A 26,247-nucleotide genomic window follows, 5' to 3' on the forward strand; every position below is an offset into this window, starting at 1 on the left:
CTGTTCCGGAAAAACGAAGGGGACGTCATGGCACTCCACAAGACCCGCATTGCTTCCTTGATCGGCATCGCCCTATGGGCCTTCGGCGGTGCATGCACCACCGCGAACGCGAGCGGCGACGCGCACCCGTGGATGAACGCCAGGCTGACGCCCGACCAGCGCGCCGACCTCGTACTGAAGGCGATGACGCAAGACGAGAAATTCCGCTTGATTCGCGTCGACTTCGGCGACACCGAGAACGGCCACGTGATGGCATCGGGCGCGCTGGGTTCGGCCGGCTATGGGCCGGCGATCGCGCGACTGGGTCTGCCGGCCATCCAGGAAAGCGATGCCGGTCTCGGCGTAGCCAAGCCGCACAAGCTCGGCGCCACCGCCCTGCCCTCGGGCCTCGCCACCGCGGCCAGTTTCGACCCTGCGATCGCCCGCGAAGGCGGCGCGATGATTGGCAGCGAGGCGCACCGCCGCGGCTTCAACGTGATGCTGGCCGGCGGCGTGGACCTGGTGCGCGACCCGCGCAACGGCCGCAATTTCGAATACGCGGGCGAAGACCCGCTGCTGGCCGGCGTGATCGCCGGCAACGCCATCGCCGGCATCCAGAGCCAGCATCTCGTCTCCACCATCAAGCACTATGCGCTCAACGACCTGGAAACCGACCGCACCACGCTGAGCGCGAATATCGACCGCGCCGCCGCGCGCGAGTCCGACCTGCTCGCCTTCGAGATCGCCATCGCGACCGGCCACCCGGGCTCGGTGATGTGTTCCTACAACCGCATCAACGCCGTCTATGCCTGCGAGGACGACTGGCTGCTCAACGACGTGCTGAAGCACGACTGGCACTACCCCGGCTTCGTGATGTCGGACTGGGGTGCGGTTCACAGCGCCGCGAAATCCGCGCTGGCCGGACTGGATCAGGAATCGGCCGGCGAAACCTTCGACAAGGAGGTTTACTTCGACCAGCCGCTGCGTGCCGCGGTCGCATCCGGCCAGGTGCCGCAGTCGCGTATCGACGACATGGCGCGACGCATCTTGCGCAGCCTGTTCGCGGCCGGCGTGATGGATCATCCCGCAAGGCAAGCGCCCATCGACTTCGCCGCGGACCGCAAGGTGGCGCAGCGCGCCGAGGAAGCCGGCGCGGTGCTGCTGCGCAACCAGGACGCGCTGCTGCCGCTGTCCGCCGCGCAGTCCGTGGCGGTGATCGGCGGCCATGCCGACAAGGGTGTGCTGACCGGCGGAGGCTCCTCCGCGGTGCAGTCGCCGCAGGGCAACGCGGTACCAGGCCTGCCGCCCGCCGAGTGGCCGGGGCCACGCATCTACCAGCCATCCGCACCACTGGCGGCGATCAGGCAACGCGCGCATGGCACGGTGGGCTACGCCAGCGGCGAGGACATCGCCGCCGCCGCCAAGCTGGCCGCGCAATCCAGGGTGGCCGTGGTGTTCGTTGAGCAGTGGGCGGCGGAAAGTTTCGACGCGCCGCACCTCACCCTGCCGGGCAACCAGGACGCACTGGTGGCCGCCGTGGCCAAGGCCAACCCGCTCACCATCGTCGTGCTGGAGAACAATGGGCCGGTGGCGATGCCGTGGCTGGACAAGGTCGGCGCCGTACTGGAAGCGTGGTACCCCGGCGCGGCCGGCGGCGAGGCGATCGCGCGGCTGCTGTACGGCGAGGTCAATCCCTCCGGTCGCCTTCCGATCACCTGGCCGCGCGACGAATCGCAACTGCCGCGCCCGACTATCCCCGGCGCAGGCCTCGCCGCCATCGGCCTGCCGCCGCAAGGCCAGCCGGCGCAGGACGTCGACTACAACCTCGAAGGCGCTGACGTAGGCTACCGCTGGTACCAGCGCCAGCACTTCGAACCGCTGTTCCCGTTCGGCTACGGCCTGAGCTACACGCACTTCGACTACAGCGACTTCAAGCCACGTGTGGAAGGCGGCAAGCTCATCGCCTCGTTCACCGTCACCAATCGCGGCGCACGCGCGGGCGCTGATGTGCCACAGCTCTACGTGACCCCGCCCAGGTCGAACAATGCACGGCGACTGGCCGGCTGGTGCCGCGTCAGCCTGAAGCCCGGCCAGTCCGCGCACCTTACGGTCGCCGCCGACCCGCGCCTGCTGGTGAGTTTCGACAGCCATGGCCAGCGCTGGCTACGCCCGGCCGGCACCTATCAATTGCAGCTCGGCCACTCGGCCATGTCGTTTCAGGGCGAAGGCAAGGTGACACTCACGGCAGTCTCCTGGGGCGCCGACGCGTCGCCCCCAGGTGCAACTCGACCCTGCGTGACGGGCAAGCACTGAGCCGGCATGTCCTGGCGGGATGTCAGGCGGGAACTTCGTATGTCGTCCACAGACGATCAACCGGCTCGGCCTGCACGCTCCGGCGGGCCGGACCCGTCGGGAATGCGACATGCTCAAAGGTGGCTGGCCTGCGAACAGGCACGGCTGTACCGCGAGGCATTCGAGCGCAAGGGCCTTTGAAGCACCCTCTTCCCGGATATTTTTGCCGCCGGTCCTTGATATGCGCGCCGGCACTGCCATTTCTGTCTGCATCGCAACCACGACAGGAGGCGCCGCATGTCCCGTTACACCAGAAGTCCCGAGGCCTTGTCGCAACTGAGTCCCGAGCAGTATCGGGTCACCCAGGAAAGTGGCACCGAACGCCCCGGCACGGGCGAATACCTGCACAACAAGGAGCCCGGCATCTACGTGGATGTCGTTTCGGGCGAACCGCTGTTTGCCTCGTCGGACAAGTTCGAGTCAGGTTGCGGCTGGCCGAGTTTCACCAAGCCGATCGAGGCGGCCCACGTGAACGAGCTGCGCGACGGCAGCCACGGCATGATCCGCACCGAGGTGCGCTCGACCCATGGCGACAGCCATCTCGGCCACGTCTTTCCGGACGGCCCACGGGATCGTGGTGGCCTGCGTTATTGCATCAACTCGGCCTCGCTGCGTTTCGTCCCTCGTGACGAGATGGAGGCGCAGGGTTACGGCGCGTACCTGGATCAGGTGGAGGATGTGCGATGACGACCGAGCGTGCGGTGCTCGCCGGAGGCTGCTTCTGGGGCATGCAGGACCTGATTCGCCAGCAGGATGGCGTGCTCTCCACCCGGGTCGGCTACAGCGGCGGCGACGTGCCGAACGCGACTTACCGCAATCACGGCAGCCATGCCGAGGCCATCGAGATCGTGTTTGATCCATCGCGGATCAGCTATCGCAGCCTGCTGGAATTCTTCTTCCAGATCCACGACCCGTCAACGGCCAACCGCCAGGGCAATGATCGTGGCACGTCCTATCGTTCGGCGATCTTCTACACCTCGGATGCGCAGAAGGAGGTCGCCGAAGACACCATTGCGGACGTCGACGCCTCCGGCCTGTGGCCGGGCGAGGTAGTGACCGAAGTGGCGCCGGCGGGTGATTTCTGGGAGGCCGAACCGGAACACCAGGATTATCTGGAACGTTACCCGCAGGGTTATACCTGTCACTTCATCCGCCCCGACTGGAAACTGCCGAGGCGTGACGCGCAAGCCTGAAACGCCTCAGCGGCCGAAGATGATTTCCTTGCCTTCGTGGTCGCGATCCCAGCCACGCAGTTGGTCGCGGATGTGGGCGATGCCCTGACGTCCGAGCGCGTTGCGCTCCTCGTCGAGCACATGGCCATCCAGCAACTCGGCCAGCCGCTGCGCGGTGGGCAGCATGGCGTCCCATGCGTCCAGCGCCGGCAGCGGCGCCGGCAGGGTCATGAAGAAGCTGACGCCCGGTGTGCGCAGATCTTCCAGCCGGGCGAGGTCGAAGTTGCCCGGCTTGAGCATGTTGGCGACGCTGAAGATCGGTCCCAGCTCGCGTTTGCCGTCGACCAGGCGGTGATAGATGCCCATGTCGCCAAATTCCAGGCCGGCTTTTTCGGCCGCCACCACGAGGTCCGGGCCGTGGAAACGTTCGCCTTCGCGGGCCACCACGAACAGCGTGATGATGCGTTCCACCGGCAGCTGCGGCGGCCGCCGCCCCAGATCGGAACGCTGGGGAGCCGCCGCGGCCGGTGCGGGTGTCGATGGAGTTTCCACCACCGGTGCTTCCGCCGGCAGGTCGGTGTTCTGCGCCACCGGGTCGCTGGAGCTGGGCGCGCGCAAGGCATCGATGATCGAGGCTACGTGATCCGCCAGCTTCGGTGGCTGCCTGGTCCTGGGGGTTTTCGGCGCAGCTGCCGCGCCTGGTTCCCTGCCCCGGTCGCCCGACAGCGTGGCGCCCAGGCGCTCCAGTTCCTCGCGCAAGCCCACTTCGAGCTCGCCTTGCTGCGGCCTGGCATCGCCATGGAAGACATCGTCAGCCACCGGCTCGATATCCGATTCGCCGAAGGTCGGTTCGCGCCGCTCGCCGGCATGCGGGCCGGGCACGACGCGGCGTTTGCCCTGCTCCTTCCTGGGCTGGCCGAACAGCCACAACAGCGCCAGCACGATGAGGCCGACGATCAGCATCGGAATGCCGACGGCGGGATTCCAGGCAAGGGCAAGCACGGGTTGCAACGTCATCATGGGGTCCTCAGGCAGCGCCTGCCAGTTTAGCCGCTTCGGCCAGATCCACCTGCACCAGTCGCGAAACGCCCGGCTCGCGCATGGTCACGCCGCACAGCTGGGTGGCCGCTTCCATGGTCGCCTTGTTGTGGCTGATGAAGATGAACTGCACCTGCTCGCTCATCTCGCGCACCAGGCTGGAGAAGCGGCCCACGTTGGCCTCGTCCAGCGGTGCGTCGACCTCGTCGAGCAGGCAGAACGGTGCCGGGTTGAGACCAAAGATCGCGAACACCAGCGACACCGCGGTCAGCGCCTTTTCGCCGCCGGACAGCAGCGAGATGTTGGATGGACGCTTGCCCGGCGGGCGCGCCATGATCGTCACGCCGGTGTTGAGCAGGTCGTCGCCGGTGAGTTCCAGGTAAGCATGGCCGCCGCCGAACAGGCGCGGGAACAGTTCCTGCACGCCGGCGTTGACCTTGTCGAAGGTTTCCTTGAAACGCTGGCGCGTTTCGCGGTCGATCTTCTTGATCGCACCTTCCAGCGTCTCCATCGCATCGACCAGGTCGGTGAGCTGGTTGTCCAGGTAGGTTTTGCGCTCGCTCTGTTCGGCGTGTTCCTGGATGGCAGCGAGGTTCACCGGTTCAAGCCGGGCGATCTTCTGGCCGAGGTCACTCAGCTGCGAACGCCACTGATCCGCATCGATGTCGGGCGCGAGTTCGGCCAGCAGCGTTTCCAGTTCCAGACCTGACCCGGCGATCGCCTCGGCCAGCTGGTCGGCGCGCAACTGCAAGGCCTGCGCCGCAAGCCGCTTCTGCGACAGCCCTTCGCGCAGGGTGGCCAGGCCCTGCTCCGCCAGGTGACGCTGCTGCTCCAGCTTGCGGAACTCGATGTCGCAGTCCTCCAGCGCGCGACGCGCCTCGACCAGCTGCTTGTCGACCAGCAGGCGCTGGTCCAGGTACGCCTGCCGCTCCGATTCGAGCTCGGCGATCGGATCGGAACCCGCGGCGAGCTGTTCGGTGATTTCGTTGCGGCGCATCTCGATCTGGCGCAGCTGCGTGTCCATGCGGGCCAGCGTCTGTTCCAGCGAGCTCAGTGAGGAACGCTTCGACTCCAGCGCGAGCGCCAGCGAGTGCGACTGCTCGGCGGCCTCGCGTGCGTTCATGCGCGCTTCCTCGCGCGCTTCGAGCAGGCCGCGGCGCTCGTTCTCCAGCTCGCGGCGCTGGTCTTCGAGGTCGCCCATCAGGCCGACCGATTCATCCAGTCGGGCGCGTGCCTCGCGGGTCTGGCCCTGCAAGTCGTCGATCTGCCGATTCAGATCTGCCAGTTCGCCCTGGACCTTCTCGGCGCGGGCGCGGGCGGTTTCCAGCTTGCCGCGGTGGCTCTGCAACTGGCCGGCCAGTTCGGACTGCCGGCGATGCGCGTTGTACAGCTCGCGCTGGGCGTCATCGCGCGCGCGTTCGGTCTCGAATTTGCTGGTGCGCAGCGTATCGAGCCGCTCGCTGGCTTCTTCCAGCTGCGCTTCCAGTGTGGCGATCTGCTCGGCCAGCGTGCGCAGCTCGCGTTCGCGCGCCAGCACGCCGACCTGGCTGCCCTGCGCCCGGCGCACGCGCGCCCAGCCCGGACCCAGCCACTCGCCCGCCGGCGTGATCACCGACTGGTACGGCGCCAGCGAGGACAGCGAGACGACCCGTTGATGCGCTTCGTCCAGCGATGCCGCGGTGAGCACGTGACCAAGGATCGCCATCGCCGCCGCCGGCCCACGCACGTGCGCCGCGAGGGTGCCGGCGGTGTTGATGCCGCCTTCGCTGGCGTCGAGCAAGGCCATGTCGGCGTTCTCGATCGAGGAAAATTCGCTGGCCAGCGTGTGCGCCTGGTCAACCAGCACGCTGTCCAGAAAGCCGCTCAACGCCGTTTCCACCGCGGTTTCCCAACCGGCTTCCACCTGCAGCGATTCGCCCAGGCGACGCGAGTGATCCAGTCCCAGCTTCGTCAGCCACCCACTGGCCGCGCCTTCGTCCTGTCCCAGCGCGGCGTGCTGCAAGGCCTCCAGTGAAGCGTGCCGGCCGCGAGCAGCCTGCAGTTGCTGGCGCGCCTCGTTGAGGGTCGACTGCACCTGGCGTTCGTCTTCCAGCACCTTTTCATGGCCGGACTTGTGCTGGTCGAGCAGGCTGCCGAGCGTCTCCACGCGTTCGCGCTGGGTCTCGTGCTCGTTGGCCAATTGCTCGCCGGCCGCATCCAGCGCCGCCACGTCGGTGGCCTTCTGCTCGGTTTCCAGCACTTCGCGACGCCGCGCCAGGTCGATCGCCTGGCGATCCAGGTAGCTGAGCCTGGTTCGTTCCACTTCCGCAGCGCGGTTCGATTCCCCTGCGTTGCGCGTGTGGCTGTCCCAGCGCTGTTGCCAGTCGGCCAGCCTGGTTTCGGTGTTGCGCTGGGCCTCGCCGGTGTCGTCCTGCAGCTGCTGCAGCGCTTCGAGCTTCGGCTCGCCTTCGGCCAGGGCCAGGCGCAGCGCCTCGACCTGTTCGCGATCGGTGGCGATGTGCGCGGCCAGTTCGGCATGTTCGCGCTCGGCGTCGCCATGGGCGCGCTGCAGGCGTTCGGCGGTTTCCTTGTTGTAGCGCACCTGCTGTTCGACCCGGGCAATCTCGGCGCCGACCTTGTAGACGTCAGCCTGCACCGCATTCAGATGCTCGCTGGCGTCGGTGTGGCGTTCACGCACGCTTTCCAACTGGGCCTCGATCTGGCGCTGGCCGGCGAGCTGCTTTTCGATCTCGATCTCGGCGGCGGACAGCCCCGCGCCCTCGCCTTCGTGCTGGGACTTCAGGCCACGATATTCCAGCGCACGCAGTTCGGCGTCCTTGCGCGTCTGCTCTTCCTTCAGCGCCTTCCAGCGCTCGGCGGCGCGGGCCTGGCGGTTGAGATGTTCGAGCTGCTTGTCCACTTCGTCGCGCACGTCGCGCACGCGGTCGAGGTTCTCGCGGGTGGCCTTGATCCGGCTTTCGGTTTCCTTGCGGCGCTCCTTGTACTTGGAGATGCCGGCGGCCTCTTCCAGATGCGTACGCAGTTCTTCCGGATGCGCCTCGATGATCTGGCTGATCATGCCCTGCTCGATGATCGAGTAGCTGCGCGGGCCGAGGCCGGTGCCCAGGAACAGGTCGGTGATGTCGCGGCGGCGGCAGCGCGCGCCGTTGAGGTAGTACGAGGACTGGCCGTCGCGGGTGACCTGGCGCTTCACCGAAATCTCGGCGTACTGGCCGTACTCGCCCTGCACCGAACCGTCGGCGTTGTCGAAGATCAACTCGACCGTGGCCTGCCCCACCGGCTTGCGCGTGTTGGAGCCGGAGAAGATCACGTCGGTCAGCGAGTCGCCGCGCAGGCGGCTGGCCGCGCTCTCGCCCATCACCCAGCGGATCGCGTCGATGATGTTGGATTTGCCGCAACCGTTGGGACCGACCACACCGATCATGTTGCTGGGCAGATGAAGGGTGGTCGGGTCCACGAAGGACTTGAAACCGGCGAGTTTGATGGTGCTCAGGCGCATGCGGTCTTCAACGGGTCAACGGTAAGGCCCGTGCAGCGGGCGACAGGACACTGTGCCAAACGCAGGGCGACGCTGCAATGCGTTTCTGCATGAAGCATCAAGTGAACAGTTCACTGTAACTGACTGTTCCTGAATTATTTGTTCTTTGCATCAATTGACAGGGCATGGATGCCGTTGTCCATCAGGCCGTCCAGCGCCGCATAAACCATGCGATGCCGCCGAATCGGCAGCAGTCCGGCGAATGCGGGACTGACGATGCGCACATGGAAGTGACCCTTGCCCTCCCCCGCGTGGCCGGCATGCAGGTGGCCTTCGTCGACGACTTCCAGCTCGGTCGGTGCCAGCGCCGCAGTCAGGCGCTGGCGGATCTGCTCGAGCACCACTTCGCTCACGCCGGCAGCGCCTTGCGGAACGGCTTGATCTGCACGTCGGCGTAGACGCCGGCGGTCACGTAGGGATCGGCGTCAGCCCAGGCGCGGGCCTCGGCCATCGACGGGAACTGGGCCAGGATCATGCTGCCGGTGAAACCGGCCGGGCCCGGGTCCTCGGACTCGATCGCCGGGAACGCGCCCGCGACGAACAGCCGACCGGCTTCCTGCAGTTCGAGCAAGCGCGCCATGTGTGCGGGTCGCGCACCCTGACGCCTGGACAGGGTATCGGGATGGTCTTTGGCGATGATGGCATACCACATGGGAGGGCTCGTGGAATAAGAAGAATTGCCCTATTTTAATCGAAACCAGTGCCTGCACCGAACCGATATCTGCAGCGTCCGTGCGATGGCCATCAGGGGAGAATCGAACGATGAGACAAACAGCGGCAATCCCTGCATCGAATCATCCGTGTCGCCGATGCGGTAATCGGAATTCGGGGGCGCTCGCAGGTTCGACGGCATTTCCCGGGGCATCGGCTTGAACGCAATCGGCAATCCTCGCGAGCGCCTGGACGAATGCGAGTCGTTGCGTGGCATCGCCATTGTCCTGGTCTTTTTCTATCACTTTCTCGGCTCCTTGCGCGGCTACATGCCGAACCCCCAGGCCAGCTACGCCACGGCACTGTTTTTCGGGGGCAGTATCGGGGTGGACCTGTTTTTTGTATTGAGCGGCTTCCTGCTTTCACTGCCCTACATCCGCGGCAGTCCGATGGTGCTCAGGCAGTTCTTCGGCAATCGTGCGTTGCGTATTCTCCCCATGTACTACCTCATGGTGCTGGCAGGCGCTGCCTGGAAGGGAGATTGGCGCGCCGCGATGCACGCAGCCCTGTTCCAGAACATCAGCCTGGACACCCTGCTTCCGTTCGGCCTGGTCTGGTGGAGTCTTGCGATCGAAGTCCAGTTCTATCTCGTGCTGCCGCTCGCAGTCTGGTTGGCTCGCCTGAAACAGGGAAGGTACCTGCTTGCAGCCGTGTTGCTCGGCTTGTGCTTCTGCTATTGGAAACTCGCAACGCCGGCGGCGTCCGAATTCTGGGCTGCCCAGCGCAGCACCCTGCTTGGCCGCTGGCCACAATTTGCCATCGGCATTGCGGCCGCCTGGGCGCATCATTGCTACGGTCCCATGCTGCGAAGCTTGAGCGTGCGGAAGCGTCGATGGCTCGGCACGTGTGTCGCGCTTGCCGCCCTCGCCATGATCGATGTCCTGGCAGCCCATGGCCTGCGCCAGTTTGGCATGCTGCAGTTCGGGTATTGGTACGCGAATTACCTGTATGTGTCGATTATGTGGGCAGTGTTCCTGCTGGCCCTGATCGATCTACTTCCCGCATTCCGCAAAGTCGTGGTCAACCCCGTGCTGCACCGTATCGGCTTGTGGTCGTATTCGATCTATCTCGTGCACGCCGTATTCATCGTCTTCGCCGTCGTAAAGCTGGACATCCAGCCGTCCGATGAGCTGCTGAGCCATCATTTGTCCAATCTGATGCTGTTCATCTACATGGCCGGCGCTACTTTGCTTGTCTCCGCAGCAACCTATCAACTGATTGAAAGGCCATTTCTGAGGCTGAAGCACAGCAAGTTCCTGTTGATCGGCAAGGTTCGCGAAGACGTCATGTAATCCGGTGCACCCGTGGCCACGAAAGCGCTCGGTGCCACGCCCATTGCGCCTCAGCCTGCTTGAACCTCGGGCCGCATGTACGGGAACAGCAGCACGTCGCGGATCGAGGCCGAGCCGGTCAGCAGCATCACCAGCCGGTCGATGCCGATGCCGAGGCCGCCGGTGGGCGGCAGGCCCACTTCGAGCGCGCGGATGTAGTCGGCGTCGAAGTGCATCGCCTCGTCGTCGCCGGCGTCCTTGGCGTCGACCTGGGCCTGGAAGCGCGCGGCCTGGTCTTCCGGGTCGTTCAACTCGGAAAAGCCATTCGCGATCTCCTTGCCGTTGATGAACAGCTCGAAGCGGTCGGTGATGCCCTTGTCGGTATCGCTTTCGCGCGCCAGCGGCGACACCTCGACCGGGTGGTCGGTGATGAAGGTGGGCTGGATCAGGGTGTGTTCGACGGTGTGCTCGAAGATTTCCAGCAGCAGCTTGCCCCAGCCATAACCGGGCTTGACCTGTGCGCCGAGACGCTTCGCGTGCGCCGCCATCGCCTCGCGATCGCGCAGTTCTTCGCGCCTGATCTCCGGGTTGTGTTCCAGCACCGCGTCTTCCATGCGCCAGCGGCGAAATGCCGGGCCCACGTCGATCGCCGCGCCGTCCCATTCCAGCTGCGTGGTGCCCAGCACAGCCTGGGCAGTATCGCGGATCACGCTCTCGGTGAGGTCCATGATCTCGTGATAGGTGGCGTAGGCCTGGTACAGCTCCAGCATGGTGAATTCGGGGTTGTGCCGGGTCGACACGCCCTCGTTGCGGAAGTTGCGGTTGATCTCGTAGACGCGATCGAAGCCGCCGACGACCAGCCGCTTCAGGTACAGCTCGGGCGCCACGCGCAGGTATAGCTCCAGATCCAGCGCGTTGTGGTGGGTGGTGAACGGCTTGGCCGTGGCGCCGCCGGGGATCATGTGCATCATCGGCGTCTCCACTTCCATGAAGCGACGCGTGGGCGCCTCCAGCCACTGGCGCATGGTGCCGATGATCCGCGAGCGCAGCATGAAGGTGCGCCGCGCCTCCTCGGTGACGATCAGGTCGACGTAACGCTGGCGGTAGCGCTGCTCCACGTCGGCCATGCCGTGGTGCTTGTCCGGCAGCGGGCGCAGGCTCTTGGTCAGCAGGCGCAGCTGGTCCACGCGCACCGAAAGCTCGCCGGTCTTGGTGCGCATCAGCACGCCTTCGGCGCCCACGATGTCGCCCATGTCCCAGCTCTTGAACGCCTCGTAGGTGTCGCCCAGGGTGCCCTGGTGGATGAACAACTGGATGCGCCCGCTGAAGTCCTGCAACTGCACGAAGCTGACCTTGCCCTGCACGCGCTTGAGCACGATGCGCCCGGCCATCTTCACCCGGCGTGCGGCAGCCTCGACCGCTTCGGCCGTGTGCACGTCCCTGTCGGCGAACTCGGCCTGCAGGTCGCCGGCGAAGCTGTCGACCTTGAAGTCGTTCGGGAACGCGATGCCCTGCTCGCGCAATGCGTTCAACTTCTCGCGGCGCTCGGCAATCAGCCGGTTCTCGTCGATGATCGGGGTGTCGGTCGTTTCGCTCATGGGAACTCTGTTGCTCCGGGTGTCCGCAACGCGGGGCGCACACCAGATGGTCTGGGGGTTGGGTCGCAAGATGACGCGTCGAGGTTTCCCTCGGGAACCTGGCTCGTCAATCGTCCTTGCCGAATACTTTCCTGGCCGCGTGTCTGGTTGCATCCCAGCCTTCGCGCGCGCCGTGGCCGATGGCGATTCCCGCCTTCTTCGCCCCATGGCCGATGCCGACACCGGCGTCCTTGGCACCGTGCCCGACCTTCTTGGCGACGTGTTTGGTCGCATGACCGACATCGCGGGCGCCATCGGCGACGCCGTGGCCGACAGCTTTGGCGTCCTGCTTGATGCCCTGACCGGCACCGCCCTGTTGCGACTGCGCGGCCGCGCCGAACGCAACCATTGCGGCACAGGCAATCACGATGCTGCAGATCTTCTTGCTGTTCATGCGGCTACCTCGTCAGTAAGCGGAAGGCGTCAGGTCTCACGCATCGATGCGCTTGGAGCCGGCTTCGAGACCGGACTTCAGGCTCGCCTCGATGAATTCGTCGAGGTCGCCATCCAGCACCTTCTGCGTGTCGGTGCGCTCGATGCCAGTGCGCAGGTCCTTGATCCGGCTCTGGTCCAGCACGTAGTTGCGGATCTGGCTGCCCCAGCCGATGTCGGACTTGGTCGCTTCCAGTGCGTCCTTCTCGGCATTGCGCTTCTGGATCTCCAGCTCATAGAGCTTTGCGGCCAGCATCTTCATCGCGGTGTCGCGGTTCTGGTGCTGGCTGCGGCCGGTCTGGCAGGCCACCACGGTATTGGTCGGGATGTGGGTGATGCGCACCGCCGACTCGGTCTTGTTGACGTGCTGGCCACCAGCGCCGGAGGAGCGGTACACGTCGGTGCGCAAATCCGCCGGGTTGATGTCGATCTCAATGTCGTCGTCCACTTCCGGCGACACGAATACCGAGGTAAAGCTGGTATGCCGGCGATTGTCCGAGTCGAACGGGCTCTTGCGGACCAGCCGGTGCACGCCGATCTCGGTCTTCAGCCAGCCGTAGGCGTAGTCGCCTTCCACCCGGAACGTGGCGGACTTGATCCCGGCCACGTCGCCGCCGCTGACTTCCATCAGCTCGGTCTTCCAGCCGCGGTTCTCGCACCAGCGCAGGTACATGCGCAGCAGCATCTCGGCCCAGTCCTGCGCCTCGGTGCCACCGGCGCCGGCCTGGATGTCGACGAAGGCGTTGGTGGAATCCATCTTGCCCGAGAACATGCGCTGGAATTCCAGCTTGTTGACCTCGGCGTCGACCTTGGCCAGGTCGTCGATCACCGACTGCGCGGTGTCGTCGTCGCTGTCGGCGATGGCCATCTCCAGCAGCTCACCGGCATCGGTGAGGCTGGCCGTCATGCGGTCGATGCCGTTGACGATGGTATCCAGTCGGGCGCGCTCGCGGCCCAGTTCCTGCGCACGCGCCGGGTCGTCCCAGACGGTGGGACTTTCCAGTTCGCGGGTTACTTCTTCCAGGCGTTCGTTCTTGGTGGCGTAGTCAAAGATACCCCCGAAGCGACTCGACACGGTCGCGAAGGTCGGCAATCTGGGCCTGGATGGGATTGGTCTCGATCATGGTCGGAAATCGCAGGAAAACAGCCCTCGATATTAGCAGAGCGTGCGCCGGTGCACGCGGTTGCTGGCTACACTCGAGGGCTCCCGGACATGAAGGAACATGGGCAATGAAGAAATGGACGTTTCTACCCGCATTCGTCTGCAGCCTGGCCGGCCTCGGCTGCCCGCTGGCCACGCAGGCATCGAGCCCGGGAACGCCCTCTTCCCCATCGGGTTCGGATGCTGCCACGCTGGCGATCGTGGAAAAGGCACTGACCCAGGCCGACGTGCCGACCCTGGCTCGCATGTACCAGGCCTCGAACGATCCCGTCAATCGCGTCCTTGCCGCCATGGTGCTGGAACGCATCCACTTCAACCTGGAGAAGTCCAGCGAGGATGCACGTGTCTGCGAACGCAGCCTGATCGACAGCAAACCCGAGGTTGCCTTCTTCTGCGCGAAATTTGCCAACGGCAATCTGCGGCTGTCCCGGGGCTCGGCCAAGGCCGATGCGGCCGAGCTGGACATCATCCACCGTTTCGAGGGCAAGCTGGCGCCGGCCCGGCTCGAGCAGATGCGAAGCTATGTAGCGAGCCAGGCCGGCACGCCGCAGCTTGACGTGGTCATGCCCTCGCGCAGCTTCAGCATTCCGGTTCAGCGCAGCCTGGCGCAAGGCAACCTGCCAGCCGTGGAAGTTGAAAGCGACGGCCAGAAGACATGGCTGCTGGTCGACACGGGCAGTTCGGCGCTGACCCTGGACGAAGACAGCGCACGCAAGCTCGGCGTCGCCATGCTTGATCGAACCGGCAAGGTCGGCGGGTTTCTGTCGCACGACGTCCCCGTCCGCTACGGCACCCTGGCCAGGCTCGGCATCGGGGAGCTCACCCTGCTGAACGTTCCGGTGACCGTAGTGCCGGGGAATCACCGGCTGCTCGGCATGGACATCCTGCGGCGACTGGGCGCGTTTCGCCTCACCGAGAGCTCGCTGGTGGTTGGCGACAGCACTGATGGCGACGGCGCCTGCAGGGAACCGATGCTGGTATCCAGCGACATCTGGGGCAACCAGCTGCGCGTGGTCACCGCCCTGTCGATCGATGGGCAATTGCGCACGGCCCTGATCGACAGCGGCACCAGCCATTACCTCGCCGCCGACCAGCACGCCCTCGACGAGCTGCACAGCAGCCCGGGGCGGCGCCTCAGGGTCCGCGACATGGGCGCGCACCAACACGCCGCGCGCATCAGCCGGGCCACCGCCGATGTCGACATCTCCGGGCAGCCATTCACCGTCACCTTCGATGTATTCAAGCAGGCCAGCCTGCCCTGGCATTACCTCCTCGGCGGCGGCGCCTTGCGCTACATGGACTTCCTTTTCGACTTCAATACCCGGCATACCTGCCTGCTGATCCATCCCGACCAGCATTGACCGTTCAGCTCGCCAGCGCCTGCTGATGCACTCCCCTGACCGCCCGCCCCGACGGATCGGCTGCGCTGGCGAAGGACGGGTCCCAGGCCAGCGCCGCGGGTGACGAGCACGCGATCGACTTGCCGCCGGGCACGGTCGCTGCGCAAGCTTCGCCGGGGAAATGCTGTTCGAAGATGCGGCGGTAGAAATAGGCCTCCTTGGTCGCCGGCGTGTTGAATGGGTAGCGCGCTGCCGCCGCGGCAAACTCGCGGTCGCTGATCGCCTGCTCCGCATGCGCCTTCAGCCCGTCGATCCAGCCATAGCCGACACCATCGCTGAACTGTTCCTTCTGCCGCCAAAGGATCGAATCCGGCAGCGCACCGTCGAATGCTTCACGCAGTACCGCTTTCTCGATGCGCCGCTGCCCGGCCATCTTGTGCGCGGCATCGAGGCCCATCGCCACGTCGATGAATTCCAGATCGAGGAACGGCACGCGCGCCTCCACACCCCAGGCCATCATCGCCTTGTTCGCGCGCAGGCAGTCGTAGCTGTGCAGCGCGTCGAGCTTGCGCACGGTTTCCTCGTGGAATGCCTCGGCCGACGGCGCCTTGTGGAAGTACAGGTAGCCGCCGAAGATCTCGTCGCTGCCTTCACCGGACAGCACCATCTTCACGCCCATCGCCTTGATCCGCCGCGCCAGCAGGTACATCGGCGTGGCGGCGCGGATGGTGGTGACATCGTAGGTCTCGATGTGGCGGATCACTTCGGGCAACGCGTCCAGCCCTTCCCAGAAGGTGTAGACGAAGCCGTGGTGCACGGTGCCCAGCGCCTCGGCGGCGACCTGCGCCGCGGCCAGGTCGGGCGAGCCCTCCAGCCCGATCGCGAACGAATGCAGGCGTGGCCACCACGCCTCGCTGCGATCGTCGTCCTCGACGCGCTCGCGAGCAAACCGGGCGGCGCAGGCGGCGACCAGCGAGGAATCCAGTCCACCGGACAGCAGCACGCCGTACGGCACGTCGGTCATCAGCTGGCGATGCACCGCCTGCTCGAACGCCTTGCGCAAGGCCGGCGCCGCCACGTCATGGCCGCGCGTGGCGGAGTAGTCGCGCCATGGCCTGGCGTAGTAGCTGCGCAGTTCGCCGCTGGCGCTGTCGTAGACATGGCCCGGAGGGAACGGCGCCACGTCGGCGCACACGCCGACCAGCGCCTTCATCTCCGACGCCACGCACAGGCGGCCTTGCGCATCGTGTCCCCAGTACAGCGGGCAGACGCCGATCGGGTCGCGGGCGATCAGGTAGCGCTGCGCCTCGCCGTCCCACAACGCGAACGCGAAGATGCCGTTGAGCCTGCCCACGAAGTCGCCGCCCTGCTCGCGGTACAGCGCGTTGATCACCTCGCAATCCGAGCCGGTGGTGAAGTCGTAGCTGCTGGCCGCACGCAGCTCGCGGTGGTTGTAGATCTCGCCATTCACCGCCAGCGCCAGCGCGCCGTCGCGCGATCGCAGCGGCTGCGCACCGCTGGCCGGATCGACGATGGCCAGCCGCTCGTGCACCAGGATCACCCCGGCATCGACGAACACCCCACTCCAGTCCGGCCCGCGATGACGCTGGCGCTGCGACAGTTCCAGCGCCTGCCGGCGCAACGAAGCGAGGTCGTCGCCCGGCTGCAAGTCGAACATTCCGAAAATCGAGCACATGGTGGAAGTTTCCTCGTTGCTAGTTGTGGATACCGCTCTTCTAGAAAGTCGGCCATGGATGGCCGGGTTTGCTCTTGCGCGGATGGACTCGCGCAAAAGTGACCGCACGGCCATGGATGGCCGGGTTTGCCCTGCGCGGAAGGACCCCCGCAAAAATCAAGCACGCAAAACGAAAAAGGCCCGCACTGGGCGGGCCTCTTTCGCGTATTCGATGAAACTTGCAGCTACGCGAGGGCCCGCCAACGGTTGGCGTTATTGTTCGCGCGATTATTGTTGTTACCGGCCAGCACGAAGCCGCGCGCGGAAGCCGCGGTGGAGTTCAAGCTGCTGGTGGCGAAGGAAGGCATGGCTCAACTTGAACAGATCATCCGACGCTTGGCAAGTGCTGGCACAGCCGTGACGCCAGCCGTCGCTTGCCGCTACATTGCCGCCAATGAGCCCTGACGCAACACGGATGTCTGCCCGCTCCCGCACCGACCCGGCACCGATGCCCGCCGGAGGGCGGCCACTGCGCTGGTGGATTCCGCTGCTGGCCTGGTTGCTGCGCGGCTTCTACTTCGGCCGCATCCGCATCGTCGGCGCCCATCGGCAACCTGTGCCGCGACGCGGCGGTCGACTGATCGTCAGCAGCCACCGCAACGGGGCGATCGACGGCTACACCGTGCTGCGGGCGTTTCCCGGCGCGCAGGGGCTGGTATCGATCCAGCTGCTGCGGCATCCGCTGCTGCGCTGGATGTTCGACGGCATCGCGGTGGTGCGCGACAAGGATCGCGAGCGCTACGGCGTACATCGCGCCGCGTTCGCCCATCCCGTCGAAGCCGGCTGTGCACAACTGCGCGCGGGCGGCGATCTGGCGATCTTTCCCGAAGGCAGCAGCGAATGGGGCTGGCAACCGCTGCCTTACCAGCGTGGCGCGGCGCGCATCGCGCGCACCTTGCTGGATGAGGGCGTGGCACTGGAGGTGGTGCCGCTGGGCCTGCACTACCAGGCGCCGGACCGCTTCCGTTCGCGCGTCGAGGCGCTGGTCGGCGTGCCGGTGAGCTTGCCTGCACGCGACGCCGATGAATCCGATCGCGACTGGGAGCGGCGCATTCATCAAGCGATCGCGACCGCACTCGACGCGGTCTCGGTGAACTGCCCGAACTCGGAAATCTTTACAGCGACGGAAGCCTTGGCGACGGTGCGGGCCGCAGCGGGCGAGTCCTATGCGCTGGCGTTCATCGATGCCCAGCAGCACCCGCAGGCACGGCCGCCACAACCACGCACCCGTTCATGGCCATGGGACTGGCTGGTGGTGGCGGCGTTCATGCTGTTGGCGGCGCCGGTGCTGCTGGCCGGCCGGTTCGCCGGTGGCAAGGCAGATGCGCGCAATACGGTGAGTTTTTTCCGCATCGTGGGCGGGCTGCTGGTGGCGATGGTCTGGCTGCCCTGTCTGCTGTTGATGACCGGGTTCTGGCCATGGCCGCTGCTGGTGCTGTGGCCGCTGGCCGCACTCGGCTGGTGGCGCTGGCCACGCGTGATGCATCGGGGGAATCCATGAACATGCCACGCATCGCGCGCTGGATCGGCCATGCCTTCGCCGCCGAGCTGTTGCTGATCCTGGTGCTCGGCAGCGTCGGCGCCTGGCGGCTGGACGACGGCGACCTGCATGCCGCCAGCGTGCTTGGCAGCATCGCCTGGCTGCTGTTGCTGGCCGCCACCCTGGCCGCGCCCGGCAGCGGCTGGGCGAACTGGAAAGGCACGCTGCAGTTCGTCGCCTGCTGGCTGATCTTTCCGCTGTTCAAGGCGATCCGCGAGGTGTTCATCCAGCACACCGCCGACGCGACGCTGCTCGCGCTGGATCGTGATCTGTGGGGTGGCCGCAGCCTGCCGGAACACCTGCTGGGCTGGGAACGGCCGTGGCTGTCGGAGCTGCTCAGCAGCGGCTACTTCCTGTTCTATTTCGTGGTGCTGCTGCCGGCGATCGTGTTCAGCGTGCGGCGCAGCAACCCCGAGGCGCAGGCGTTCTTCCTCGGCCTGACCCTGATGTATCTGGTCGGCTTTGCCGGCTACCTGCTGGTGCCGGCCGGCGGACCGTACATGGCGTTCCCCGAAGTGTTTCCCTATCCCGTGCACGGCGGCGCGATGACGGCCCTGCTGGCCGGCGTGGTCAAGGCCGGCATCACCGGCATGGATGTGTTCCCCAGCCTGCACAGCGGCATCGGCGTATACGTGCTGGGCTTCTTCGCGCTGGGCAGGTACCGGCGCATCGCGCTGCTGCTGGCGCCGATCATCCTGGCGCTGGTGGTGGCCACGTTGTACCTGCGCTATCACTACGGCATCGACGTGCTGTGCGGGATCGCCCTCGCCGCCGCGGTGCTCGCCTTCATCCAGCGTTACCGCAAGGAAACCCTCGCATGACCCAGCTCTTCGCGTTCACCGATCCGCAGGCCGCCGAGCATGCCGTCAGCGGCGGCAAGGGCGCCAACCTGGCCCGCGCCGCGCAGCACCTGCCGGTGCCGCCCGGCATCGTGGTCGGCAGCGAGGTCTATCGCGAGTTCGTGGCGCCGTTGCACGAGGCGATCCGTCACGTGCTGGACGACGCCGCGCTCGACCACGCCGCGCGCAGCGAGCGCATCCAGGCCCTGCTGCTGGCGCAGCCGTTGCCGTCGTCACTGCGCGGCGAGCTGGCCGCCAAGCTGGAAGCACTCGATCTGGCCGATGCGCCGGTGGCGGTGCGTTCCTCCGGCACGCTGGAAGACCTGCCCGGCGCTGCGTTCGCCGGCCAGCACGACACCTTGCTCGGCATTCGCGGCGTCGATGCCGTGCTCGACGCGATCCGCCGCTGCTACGCCTCGCTGTGGAATGCTCACGTGCTGCCGTATCGCGAACGGATGGGGCTGAACCACCTGGATGCGGCGATGGCCGTGGTGGTGCAGAAGATGGTGCTGGTGGACGAGCGCGAAGCCGCCGGCGTGGCGTTCTCGATCGACCCGGTGCGCGGCGCGCTGGACCAGGTGCTGATCAACGCCGCGTTCGGCCTCGGCGAAACCGTGGTCGGCGGCGAGGAACCGGTCGACGAATACCGCCTCAAGCGCAGCGACATGAGCGAGGTCGAGGCGGTGATCGCCGAGAAGCCGCAGGCGCTGGTCACCGATGCCGCCGGCGGTACCCGCCACACGCCGTTGTCGGCCGAACAGGCGCACGCCCCTGCCCTCGCCGAAGCACAACGCCGCGCCGTGACGCAGCTGGCGTTGGCCGCCGAGCAGCACTTCGGCTTTCCACAGGACATCGAATGGGCGTGGCAGGACGGCACGCTGTACCTGCTGCAGTCGCGCGCGGTGACGCGCATCCCGGCGCGCTGGACCCGCGACGAATCGGCCGAGCGCTTTCCCAACCCGGTCACCCCGCTGACCTGGGACCTGTGCGAAGCCGGCTTCCATGCCTCGCTCAACCACAGTTTCAGGTTGATGGGCCTGCCGCCGTTCGGCGACAAGTGGTTCGCGATGCGCGACTACTACATCTACGGCAACCAGAACGCGGTCGAACTCTACAGCGGCCGCACGCCGGCGAAGATGTTGAAGGACGTGGAAAGCATCCGCGCCGCGCTGCCGCAGATCGCGGCGCAGTTCGCCTGGGTGCAGGAGCTGCCGGTGCGCTGGATGCGCGACCTGGACACCTATCTGCTCGGCATCGGCGCCCTGATGCGCGAGCCGCTGGACGGCCGCCCGCTGAACGAGCTGTGGGATTACGTGCTGCGCATCAACGCGCTGGGCGCCAGCTACTTCCTGCCCAACATCGCGATCTCGCTGACCCAGCGCACGCTGTACGTGGCCCTGCAGCAGATGCTGCGACTGGCGTTGCCGGCCGACCAGGCGCAGCAGGTGTTCGACCAGTTGCTGGCAGTCACCGACACCAAGACCGGCCAGGTCAACGCCGAACTGTGGTCGCTGTCGCGACTGCTTCGCATGGACGCCGCCCTGCATGCGCGGCTGCGCAGCGGCCCCAGCGTCGAACTGCTGGAAGACCTGCCGCAGCACCCTGCCTTCCACGCCGAGTTCCAGCGCTTCCTGGCCCGCCATGGCCATCGCGAACTGGACTTCGATGCCTACCACCCGACCTGGGTCGAGGCGCCGCAGATCGTGCTGGACCAGCTGAAGATGCTGGTCGATCGTCCCGACGAGGACCGCGCCGCCGCCGAACTGGCGCAGAAAGCCGCCCAGGCGACCATGGAGCACAGCGTGCTCAGCCACGCGCCGGAGGAACTGCGCTACCTGGTGCACGAGGTGATCCGGCTGGCCCGCACGTATACCGCGCTGGACGACCTGGAGCATTACCAGACCACCCGCCTGCACCTGCCGTTCCGCCGCGGCCTGAAGGCGATCGGCGCACAGCTGGTCGAACGCGGCGTGCTGGCCGATCCGATGGACGTCTATTTCGTGCCGCTGGCCGTGCTCGATGGCGCGTTGCATAGCGGCGAGCTGGTCCCGATCACGGAAGCCGCCGCCCGACACAAGAGCGGTTACCTGGCGGCCTGCGCACGCACGCCGGACTGGATCTTCGGCGAGGCGGAACCGGTCGAGGTCGACGGCAGCCACGTGCTCAAGGGCCTGGGCGGCAGCCCCGGCATCGTCGAGGGCGAGGTATTCGTGGTGCGCAGCCCGGAGGACTTCCCGCACTTCCCCAAGGACGCGATCCTGGTGGCGCGCACTACCAACCCGGCGTGGACGCCGCTGTTCTACCAGGCCTGCGGCGTGATCACCGAAAGCGGCGGCCCGCTGTCGCACGGCGCGGTGACCGCACGCGAACTGGGCCTGCCGGCGGTGATGAGCGTGCGCCACGTGATGCGTCTGCTGGTCAATGGCCAGCGCGTGCGCATCGACGGCCGCCACGGCACCGTCGAAGTCCTCAGTCCGCCGTGATCCAGCGCGTGGCTTCCTCGACCTCGGCACCGTGGAACAGGCGGAACTGGGCCGGGATCGCGAAGCTGAAAGCCGTGGCGGTACCGCGCAGCCACGGCACATCGGTGACCAGCGCCACGCGATCCCAGCCGCTGAAATGGCGCATGCCGAGCTTGGCGTCGTCCCACATCGCGCCGGCGTCGAAGCCGGTGAAATCGTCGGCGGTGACGTACAGCAGGCGCAGCTTGCGGTTCAGCGCAAACGCCGCCTCCACATCCGGCACGATGATGCTTTCGTAATCCGCCGACGTGACCTGTCCATGGGCGCGGAAGCCCAGCGTGCCGGGCGGCAGTCCTTCGATCTGTGCGATCACGGGCGTTCTCCCTCGATGACGTCAGAAGCAGTCTGATCCGCGCCACGTGAAAACCGCGCAAGAGACGCCCGCTCATGGGCGCAGGAACTTCAGGCCGGCTCGATGTGCCTCAGCAGCAGGCGCGGGCTTTCGCGACCCTGCCAGTCGTTGATGACCAGCTCGTAGGCCGCGCGCAGCCGCGGCGGCGGTGGCTGGCCGTGGTAGGCGTTGAACATCACGGCGTCGTGCACGGCGCCATCGCGAGGGTCTCGCAACTGCAGGCGCAGATGGCATTCACCCATCACCTTCCAGCTGGCGCAATCGAACAGGTTGTCGAACAGCGGTTCGGGGAACGCCTGGCCCCACGGACCGGCAGCGCGCAACTGCCGGGCCAATGCCAGCGTGGCGGCGCCGGGCGGCAGCTCGCCGTCGGTGTGCAGCACCGCCTGCAGGCGTTCGGGTTCGATCAGTTCGCGTGCGACGGCATCGAAGGCAGCGGCGAAGCGCGGATAGTCCGCTGCTTTCAGGCTGAGCCCGGCGGCCATCGCGTGGCCACCGAAGCGCTCGATCAGGCCGGGCTGGCGCGCATCGATGACGGCCAGCGCATCGCGGACATGGAAGCCGGGGATCGAGCGTGCCGAACCCCGCAAGTGCTCGACGTCGTCCTCGCTGGCCGGGGCGAAGGCGATCACCGGACGGTGCAGCCGTTCCTTCAGTTTCGAGGCGACCAGGCCCACCACGCCCGCGTGCCAGGACGGCTCGAACAGGGCCACGCCGATCGCGTCGATGTCGGAAAGACCCGCCACCATCTGTTCCGCCTCGGCCACCATCGATGCCTGCAGGTCGCGGCGTTCGCGATTGATCGCATCGAGTTGCGCGGCGCAGTGGCGCGCGCGCGCCAGGTCATCGGTGAGCAGGCATTCCACGCCCAACCGCATGTCTTCCAGCCGCCCCGCGGCGTTCAGGCGCGGCCCCACGGCGAAGCCCAGATCGCTGGCGCACAGCGTCGCGAGGCTGCGCTTGCCCACCTCGACCAGGGCGCCGATGCCGGCGCAGGCGCGACCGCTGCGCATGCGTTGCAGGCCGGCTTCGACCAGCACGCGGTTGTTGAAATCCAGCGGCACCAGGTCGGCCACCGTGCCCAGCGCGACCAGGTCGAGCAGGCTGGACAGGTCCGGCTCGGCACTCGCGAAGGCGCCCTGCTCCCGCAACACGGCGCGCAGGCTCAGCAGCAGGTAGAACATCACGCCGACGCCGGCCAGCATCTTGCTGGGGAACGGGTCGCCGGCCAGGTTCGGATTGACCATCGCGTCGCAGTCCGGCAACTGCTCGCCGGGCAGGTGGTGGTCGGTGACGATGACGCGGATGCCGCGCGCTTTCGCCGCAGCCACGCCGGCCACGCTGGCCACGCCGTTGTCGACGGTGACGATCAACCGGGGCGTCGGCTGCAGCGAGGCCACGAAGGCGGCGCTCAAGCCGTAGCCGTGGGTGAAGCGATTCGGGATCGCGTAGTTGACCCGCTGCGCGCCGAGCAGGCGCAATCCGCGCACGGCCACGGCGGTGCCGGTGGCGCCGTCGCAGTCATAGTCGCCGGCGACCAGGATCGACCAGTCGTCGCGGATCGCCTCGGCCAGCAAGGCCACCGCCTGATCCATCCCGCCCAGCAACTGCGGCGCCAGCATGCGCGCCAGCCGGTGCTCGACCTGGGCCGGTTGCAGCACGCCGCGCGCGGCGTAGACCTGCTGCAACACCGGATGCACCGACTCCGGCCAGCCGGCGGGGATGCCGCGACTTTCGCGGCGACGCAGCTGCAGGACGCTCAACGTCCGCCCCGGCGCCACACGCGCAGGCGATGCCATGGCTTGCGCTGCCAGCGTTCGCCGCTGGCGAAGTGCAACAGCACCGGCTGCCGCGCCAGCAAGGGCTGCACCGCCGGCCACCAGCGTGCGGCGATCTCGTGGGCCGGCAGGTCCTGCAGGTCGACCAGCCAGCCCGCGCGGGCGCTGGCGATGGCCTCGACGCTGCGTGCCTGCTGCGTGATGCCGGCGTGCGCGGCCAGCGCGCGCAGCAACACGTCGTCGCTGATCACGCCGACGAGCTCACTGCCGATCCTGGTCGGCAGGCGACCGCCGCCCCACAGCCACAGGCTGTTCACCGGCGACAAACCGCGCGCCTGCCGTTGCGCATTCAGCGGATGCTGGTGCAGCAGCACCTGGATGTCGTTGAGCAGGACGCGCCAGCGACGCCCTTCCGGCCCTTGCGGCAGATGCTGGGCGAGGTCTTCGCCCAGCGCCTGGGCGGGCGCGGCGAACTCGGGCAGCGCCATGTCCGCGGGCAGCCGCAGATGCCAGTGGTCCGGCGAGGAAACCTCCAGCTGCATGCCGGCCTCGTCGAATACCGCGCGCAGGCTCTCGGCCAGCGTCCGGGCTGCGTCGATATCCAGTTGCAGGCGACCGCAGGCCAGCAAGCGCACGCCATTCATGTCCGGCTGCACCCAGGCCGGATCGGCCGACAGCCACAGGCCGTCACCCGCATCGCCGGCCAGGAACTGGCGGGTGATCGCCGCGGCGGGAAGATCCGCGCCGATGTTCGTGAAGTGGTCGGCCAGCCCGCCAAGATACCCATCGCCGCCGGCGGCAAGGCGGTCGGCCCGGGCCAGCCATTCGCGCAGCGGGTAGCCCGCTGCGAAGTGCGCTAGCGCGGGCAGCCATAATTGCAGCGAAGGGATGGCGGTCGACATCGGCTACGCCTCCAGTTGTTCCATCAGCGTCAGCCATTCGCCTTCCAGCGCTTCCTTCTCGCTGCGCAACTCGGCCTGGCGCTGGCCCAGTCGCATCATCTCCTGGGTCGGGCCGTTATAAGTGGCCGGATCGGCGAGCTGCGCCTCCAGCGCGGCCAGCTCGGTATCGATGGCGGCGGTGCGCGTCTCGATCTTCTTCACCCGCTGGCGCGCGGCCTTTTCGTCATCGCGCTGGGCGGCCGCCTGGCGACGGCGCTCCTCCGGCGAAACCTCGACCACCTTGACCACCACGGGCTTGGCCGCACCGGCCTTCGCCGCCTTCTTGCTGGCCGAGCCGCGATTCTTCAGCCAGCGGGCGTAGTCGTCGAGGTCGCCGTCGAACGGTTCCACCACGCTGTCGGCCACGCGCCAGAAGCTGTCGCAGACCAGGCCCAGCAGGTGGCGGTCGTGCGAGACCAGCACCAGGGCGCCGTCGAAATCGGCCAGCGCGTCGGCCAGCGCCTCGCGCATGTCCAGGTCGAGATGGTTGGTCGGTTCGTCCAGCAGCAGGAGGTTCGGCTTGTCCCAGGCGATCAGTGCCAGGGCCAGGCGCGCCCGTTCGCCGCCGGAGAAACCGTCGACCGATTCGAACGCGCGATCGCCGGCAAAATTCCAGTTGCCGAGGAAGTCGCGCATCACCTGCGTCGCCACCCCCGGCGCCTTGTCCATCAGGTGATCGAGCGCGCTGGCGCCTTCGCGCAGGCTTTCCACCGTGTGCTGGGCGAAGTAGCCGATGCTGAGGTCCTTGTGCACCTTGCGCTCGCCGCCGAACGGTTCCAGCTCGCCCACCAGGGTTTTCACCAGGGTGGATTTGCCAGCGCCGTTGGGACCGAGCAGGCCGATCCGCTCACCCGCTTCTATAGAAAAACGCACGTCGGCCAGCACGATGTTGGCCACTTCGTCGTTGCCTTCGCGGCTGGACGGATCGGCAGCGTAGCCCGCGGTGATGTCTTCCAGTTGCAGCATCGAATCCGGCAGGCGGCCGGGCACCGGGAAGCTGAAGCTGAAGGGCCGCTCGGCGCGCACCGCCTCGGTGCCGGCCAGCTTCTCCAGCCGCTTCATCCGCGACTGCGCCTGCTTGGCCTTGCTGGCCTTGGCCTTGAAGCGGTCGACGAAGGACTGCAGGTGCGCCCGCTCGGCCTGCTCGCGTTCGTGCGAGATCTGCTGCTGGCGCAACTGCTCGGCGCGCAGGCGCTCGAACGCGCTGTAGTTGCCGGTGTACAGCTTGGCCTTGCCGTCGTTGAGGTGCAGCGTGTGGGTGATCACGCCGTCGAGGAACTCGCGGTCATGCGAGATGATCAGCAAGGTGCCCTGGTAGCGGCGCAGCCATTCCTCCAGCCAGAGCACGGCGTCGAGGTCGAGATGGTTGGTCGGCTCGTCCAGCAGCAGCAGGTCGGACGGGCACATCAGCGCCCGCGCCAGGTTCAGTCGCCCACGCCAGCCACCGGAGAACTCCTGCACCGCGCGCTCGTGGGTTTCCGGGGGAAAGCCCAGCCCGTGCAACAGGCGTCCGGCGCGGGCACGGCCGTCGTAGCCGTTCAACTCCTCGATGCGGTGGTGCGCCTTGGCCATCGCATCCATGTCGCCACGTTCGCCGGCCTCCGCCTCGGCGTTGATCGCCGCGGCCAGTTCCTCGTCGCCGCCCAGCACGTAGTCGATCGCCGCATCCGGCAGCGCCGGGGTTTCCTGCGCCACCGAGGCCAGTCGCAACTTGCCCGACATCTCCAGTTCGCCGGCGTCGCCTTCCAGCTTGCCCTGCAGGGCGGCGAACAGGCTGGACTTGCCGCAGCCGTTGCGGCCGATCACGCCCAGGCGCCAGCCACTCTGGATCACCAGGTCGATGTCGGAAAGCAGCAGACGGCTGCCACGGCGCAAGGCGAAATGTCGAAAGGAAATCATGAAAAACCC

At 67.0% G+C, this 26,247-nt stretch carries 21 protein-coding genes; 9 read left to right on the plus strand and 12 right to left on the minus strand.

Features of this window, described 5'->3' with window-relative positions; translation table 11 throughout:
• The first annotated feature begins 27 nt into the window (after nt 1–27).
• From AC3A56_RS09910 to msrA, 3 genes are all read left to right on the plus strand, one after another.
• The gene (locus AC3A56_RS09910; protein WP_487770189.1) at nt 28–2,292 is read left to right on the plus strand and encodes a beta-glucosidase; all 2,265 of its coding nucleotides are present in this window, start codon (nt 28–30) and stop codon (nt 2,290–2,292) included.
• 276 nt (nt 2,293–2,568) lie between these two features.
• On the plus strand, nt 2,569–3,018 hold the full coding sequence (gene msrB, locus AC3A56_RS09915; RefSeq protein ID WP_487770190.1) for a peptide-methionine (R)-S-oxide reductase MsrB: 450 nt from the start codon (nt 2,569–2,571) through the stop codon (nt 3,016–3,018).
• Nucleotides 3,015–3,524 (plus strand): peptide-methionine (S)-S-oxide reductase MsrA, encoded by a 510-nt coding sequence (msrA, locus tag AC3A56_RS09920; protein ID WP_487770191.1) that lies wholly within the window; start codon nt 3,015–3,017, stop codon nt 3,522–3,524. The genes msrB and msrA overlap by 4 nt, the downstream gene beginning before the upstream one ends.
• 6 nt (nt 3,525–3,530) lie before the next feature.
• On the opposite strand, the gene zipA is transcribed toward msrA, so the two are convergent.
• From zipA to AC3A56_RS09940, 4 genes are all read right to left on the minus strand, one after another.
• Complete coding sequence (gene zipA, locus AC3A56_RS09925) at nt 3,531–4,520, minus strand: cell division protein ZipA (protein ID WP_487770192.1); 990 nt, start codon at nt 4,518–4,520, stop codon at nt 3,531–3,533.
• A 10-nt stretch (nt 4,521–4,530) separates the two neighbouring features.
• On the minus strand, nt 4,531–8,040 hold the full coding sequence (gene smc / locus AC3A56_RS09930; protein WP_487770193.1) for a chromosome segregation protein SMC: 3,510 nt from the start codon (nt 8,038–8,040) through the stop codon (nt 4,531–4,533).
• A 134-nt stretch (nt 8,041–8,174) separates the two neighbouring features.
• Nucleotides 8,175–8,432 carry a BolA family protein gene (locus AC3A56_RS09935; RefSeq protein ID WP_056718537.1) on the minus strand — a complete coding sequence of 86 codons (258 nt, stop codon included), beginning with the start codon at nt 8,430–8,432 and terminating at the stop codon, nt 8,175–8,177.
• Entirely contained in the window at nt 8,429–8,731 is a 303-nt protein-coding gene (locus tag AC3A56_RS09940; protein ID WP_487770194.1) for a YciI family protein, read from the minus strand. The genes AC3A56_RS09935 and AC3A56_RS09940 overlap by 4 nt, the downstream gene beginning before the upstream one ends.
• A 217-nt stretch (nt 8,732–8,948) precedes the next feature.
• Between AC3A56_RS09940 and AC3A56_RS09945 the strand changes: the two genes are divergently transcribed.
• Entirely contained in the window at nt 8,949–10,082 is a 1,134-nt protein-coding gene (locus AC3A56_RS09945; RefSeq protein ID WP_487770195.1) for an acyltransferase family protein, read from the plus strand.
• Between the two features lie 50 nt (nt 10,083–10,132).
• Here the strand turns inward: AC3A56_RS09945 and lysS are convergent, their stop codons facing one another.
• The 3 genes from lysS to prfB all read right to left on the minus strand — a co-directional run bounded on the left by lysS (nt 10,133) and on the right by prfB (nt 13,254).
• Complete coding sequence (lysS, locus tag AC3A56_RS09950) at nt 10,133–11,659, minus strand: lysine--tRNA ligase (RefSeq protein ID WP_487770196.1); 1,527 nt, start codon at nt 11,657–11,659, stop codon at nt 10,133–10,135.
• Between the two features lie 106 nt (nt 11,660–11,765).
• Nucleotides 11,766–12,092 carry a hypothetical protein gene (locus tag AC3A56_RS09955; protein ID WP_487770197.1) on the minus strand — a complete coding sequence of 109 codons (327 nt, stop codon included), beginning with the start codon at nt 12,090–12,092 and terminating at the stop codon, nt 11,766–11,768.
• Nucleotides 12,093–12,128: 36 nt separating this feature from the next.
• A protein-coding gene (gene prfB / locus AC3A56_RS09960) for a peptide chain release factor 2 (RefSeq protein WP_487770198.1) occupies nt 12,129–13,254 on the minus strand; the annotation gives its coding sequence in 2 pieces (ribosomal slippage) (nt 12,129–13,178 and nt 13,180–13,254; 1,125 coding nt in all).
• 106 nt (nt 13,255–13,360) lie between these two features.
• On the opposite strand from prfB, the gene AC3A56_RS09965 reads away from it, so the two are divergent.
• Complete coding sequence (locus tag AC3A56_RS09965) at nt 13,361–14,653, plus strand: aspartyl protease family protein (protein ID WP_487770199.1); 1,293 nt, start codon at nt 13,361–13,363, stop codon at nt 14,651–14,653.
• Between the two features lie 4 nt (nt 14,654–14,657).
• Here AC3A56_RS09965 and asnB read toward each other — a convergent pair whose 3' ends face one another.
• Complete coding sequence (gene asnB / locus AC3A56_RS09970; RefSeq protein ID WP_487770200.1) at nt 14,658–16,328, minus strand: asparagine synthase B; 1,671 nt, start codon at nt 16,326–16,328, stop codon at nt 14,658–14,660.
• A gap of 312 nt (nt 16,329–16,640) precedes the next feature.
• Between asnB and AC3A56_RS09975 the strand changes: the two genes are divergently transcribed.
• From AC3A56_RS09975 to AC3A56_RS09990, 4 genes are read left to right on the plus strand one after another with little or no spacing between them, the layout of a single operon-like run.
• The gene (locus AC3A56_RS09975) at nt 16,641–16,772 is read left to right on the plus strand and encodes a hypothetical protein (RefSeq protein WP_487770201.1); all 132 of its coding nucleotides are present in this window, start codon (nt 16,641–16,643) and stop codon (nt 16,770–16,772) included.
• A 10-nt stretch (nt 16,773–16,782) separates the two neighbouring features.
• Entirely contained in the window at nt 16,783–17,868 is a 1,086-nt protein-coding gene (locus AC3A56_RS09980; protein ID WP_487770202.1) for a lysophospholipid acyltransferase family protein, read from the plus strand.
• Nucleotides 17,865–18,728 (plus strand): phosphatase PAP2 family protein, encoded by an 864-nt coding sequence (locus AC3A56_RS09985; RefSeq protein WP_487770203.1) that lies wholly within the window; start codon nt 17,865–17,867, stop codon nt 18,726–18,728. Before AC3A56_RS09980 ends, AC3A56_RS09985 begins: the two co-directional genes overlap by 4 nt.
• Nucleotides 18,725–21,229 (plus strand): PEP/pyruvate-binding domain-containing protein, encoded by a 2,505-nt coding sequence (locus tag AC3A56_RS09990; protein WP_487770204.1) that lies wholly within the window; start codon nt 18,725–18,727, stop codon nt 21,227–21,229. Before AC3A56_RS09985 ends, AC3A56_RS09990 begins: the two co-directional genes overlap by 4 nt.
• Here AC3A56_RS09990 and AC3A56_RS09995 read toward each other — a convergent pair.
• The 4 genes from AC3A56_RS09995 to AC3A56_RS10010 all read right to left on the minus strand — a co-directional run bounded on the left by AC3A56_RS09995 (nt 21,216) and on the right by AC3A56_RS10010 (nt 26,238).
• Nucleotides 21,216–21,581, minus strand: coding sequence for a SpoIIAA family protein (locus tag AC3A56_RS09995; protein ID WP_056764902.1), 366 nt, complete (start codon nt 21,579–21,581; stop codon nt 21,216–21,218). The genes AC3A56_RS09990 and AC3A56_RS09995 overlap by 14 nt on opposite strands.
• A gap of 89 nt (nt 21,582–21,670) precedes the next feature.
• On the minus strand, nt 21,671–23,419 hold the full coding sequence (gene recJ / locus AC3A56_RS10000; RefSeq protein ID WP_487770205.1) for a single-stranded-DNA-specific exonuclease RecJ: 1,749 nt from the start codon (nt 23,417–23,419) through the stop codon (nt 21,671–21,673).
• Nucleotides 23,380–24,300 carry a phosphoglycerate mutase gene (locus tag AC3A56_RS10005; protein WP_487770206.1) on the minus strand — a complete coding sequence of 307 codons (921 nt, stop codon included), beginning with the start codon at nt 24,298–24,300 and terminating at the stop codon, nt 23,380–23,382. The genes recJ and AC3A56_RS10005 overlap by 40 nt, the downstream gene beginning before the upstream one ends.
• 3 nt (nt 24,301–24,303) lie before the next feature.
• Nucleotides 24,304–26,238 (minus strand): ABC-F family ATP-binding cassette domain-containing protein, encoded by a 1,935-nt coding sequence (locus tag AC3A56_RS10010; protein WP_487770207.1) that lies wholly within the window; start codon nt 26,236–26,238, stop codon nt 24,304–24,306.
• Between the last annotated feature and the right edge of the window lie 9 nt (nt 26,239–26,247).

The sequence above is a fragment of the Rhodanobacter sp. Soil_C_14 genome (assembly GCF_057657335.1).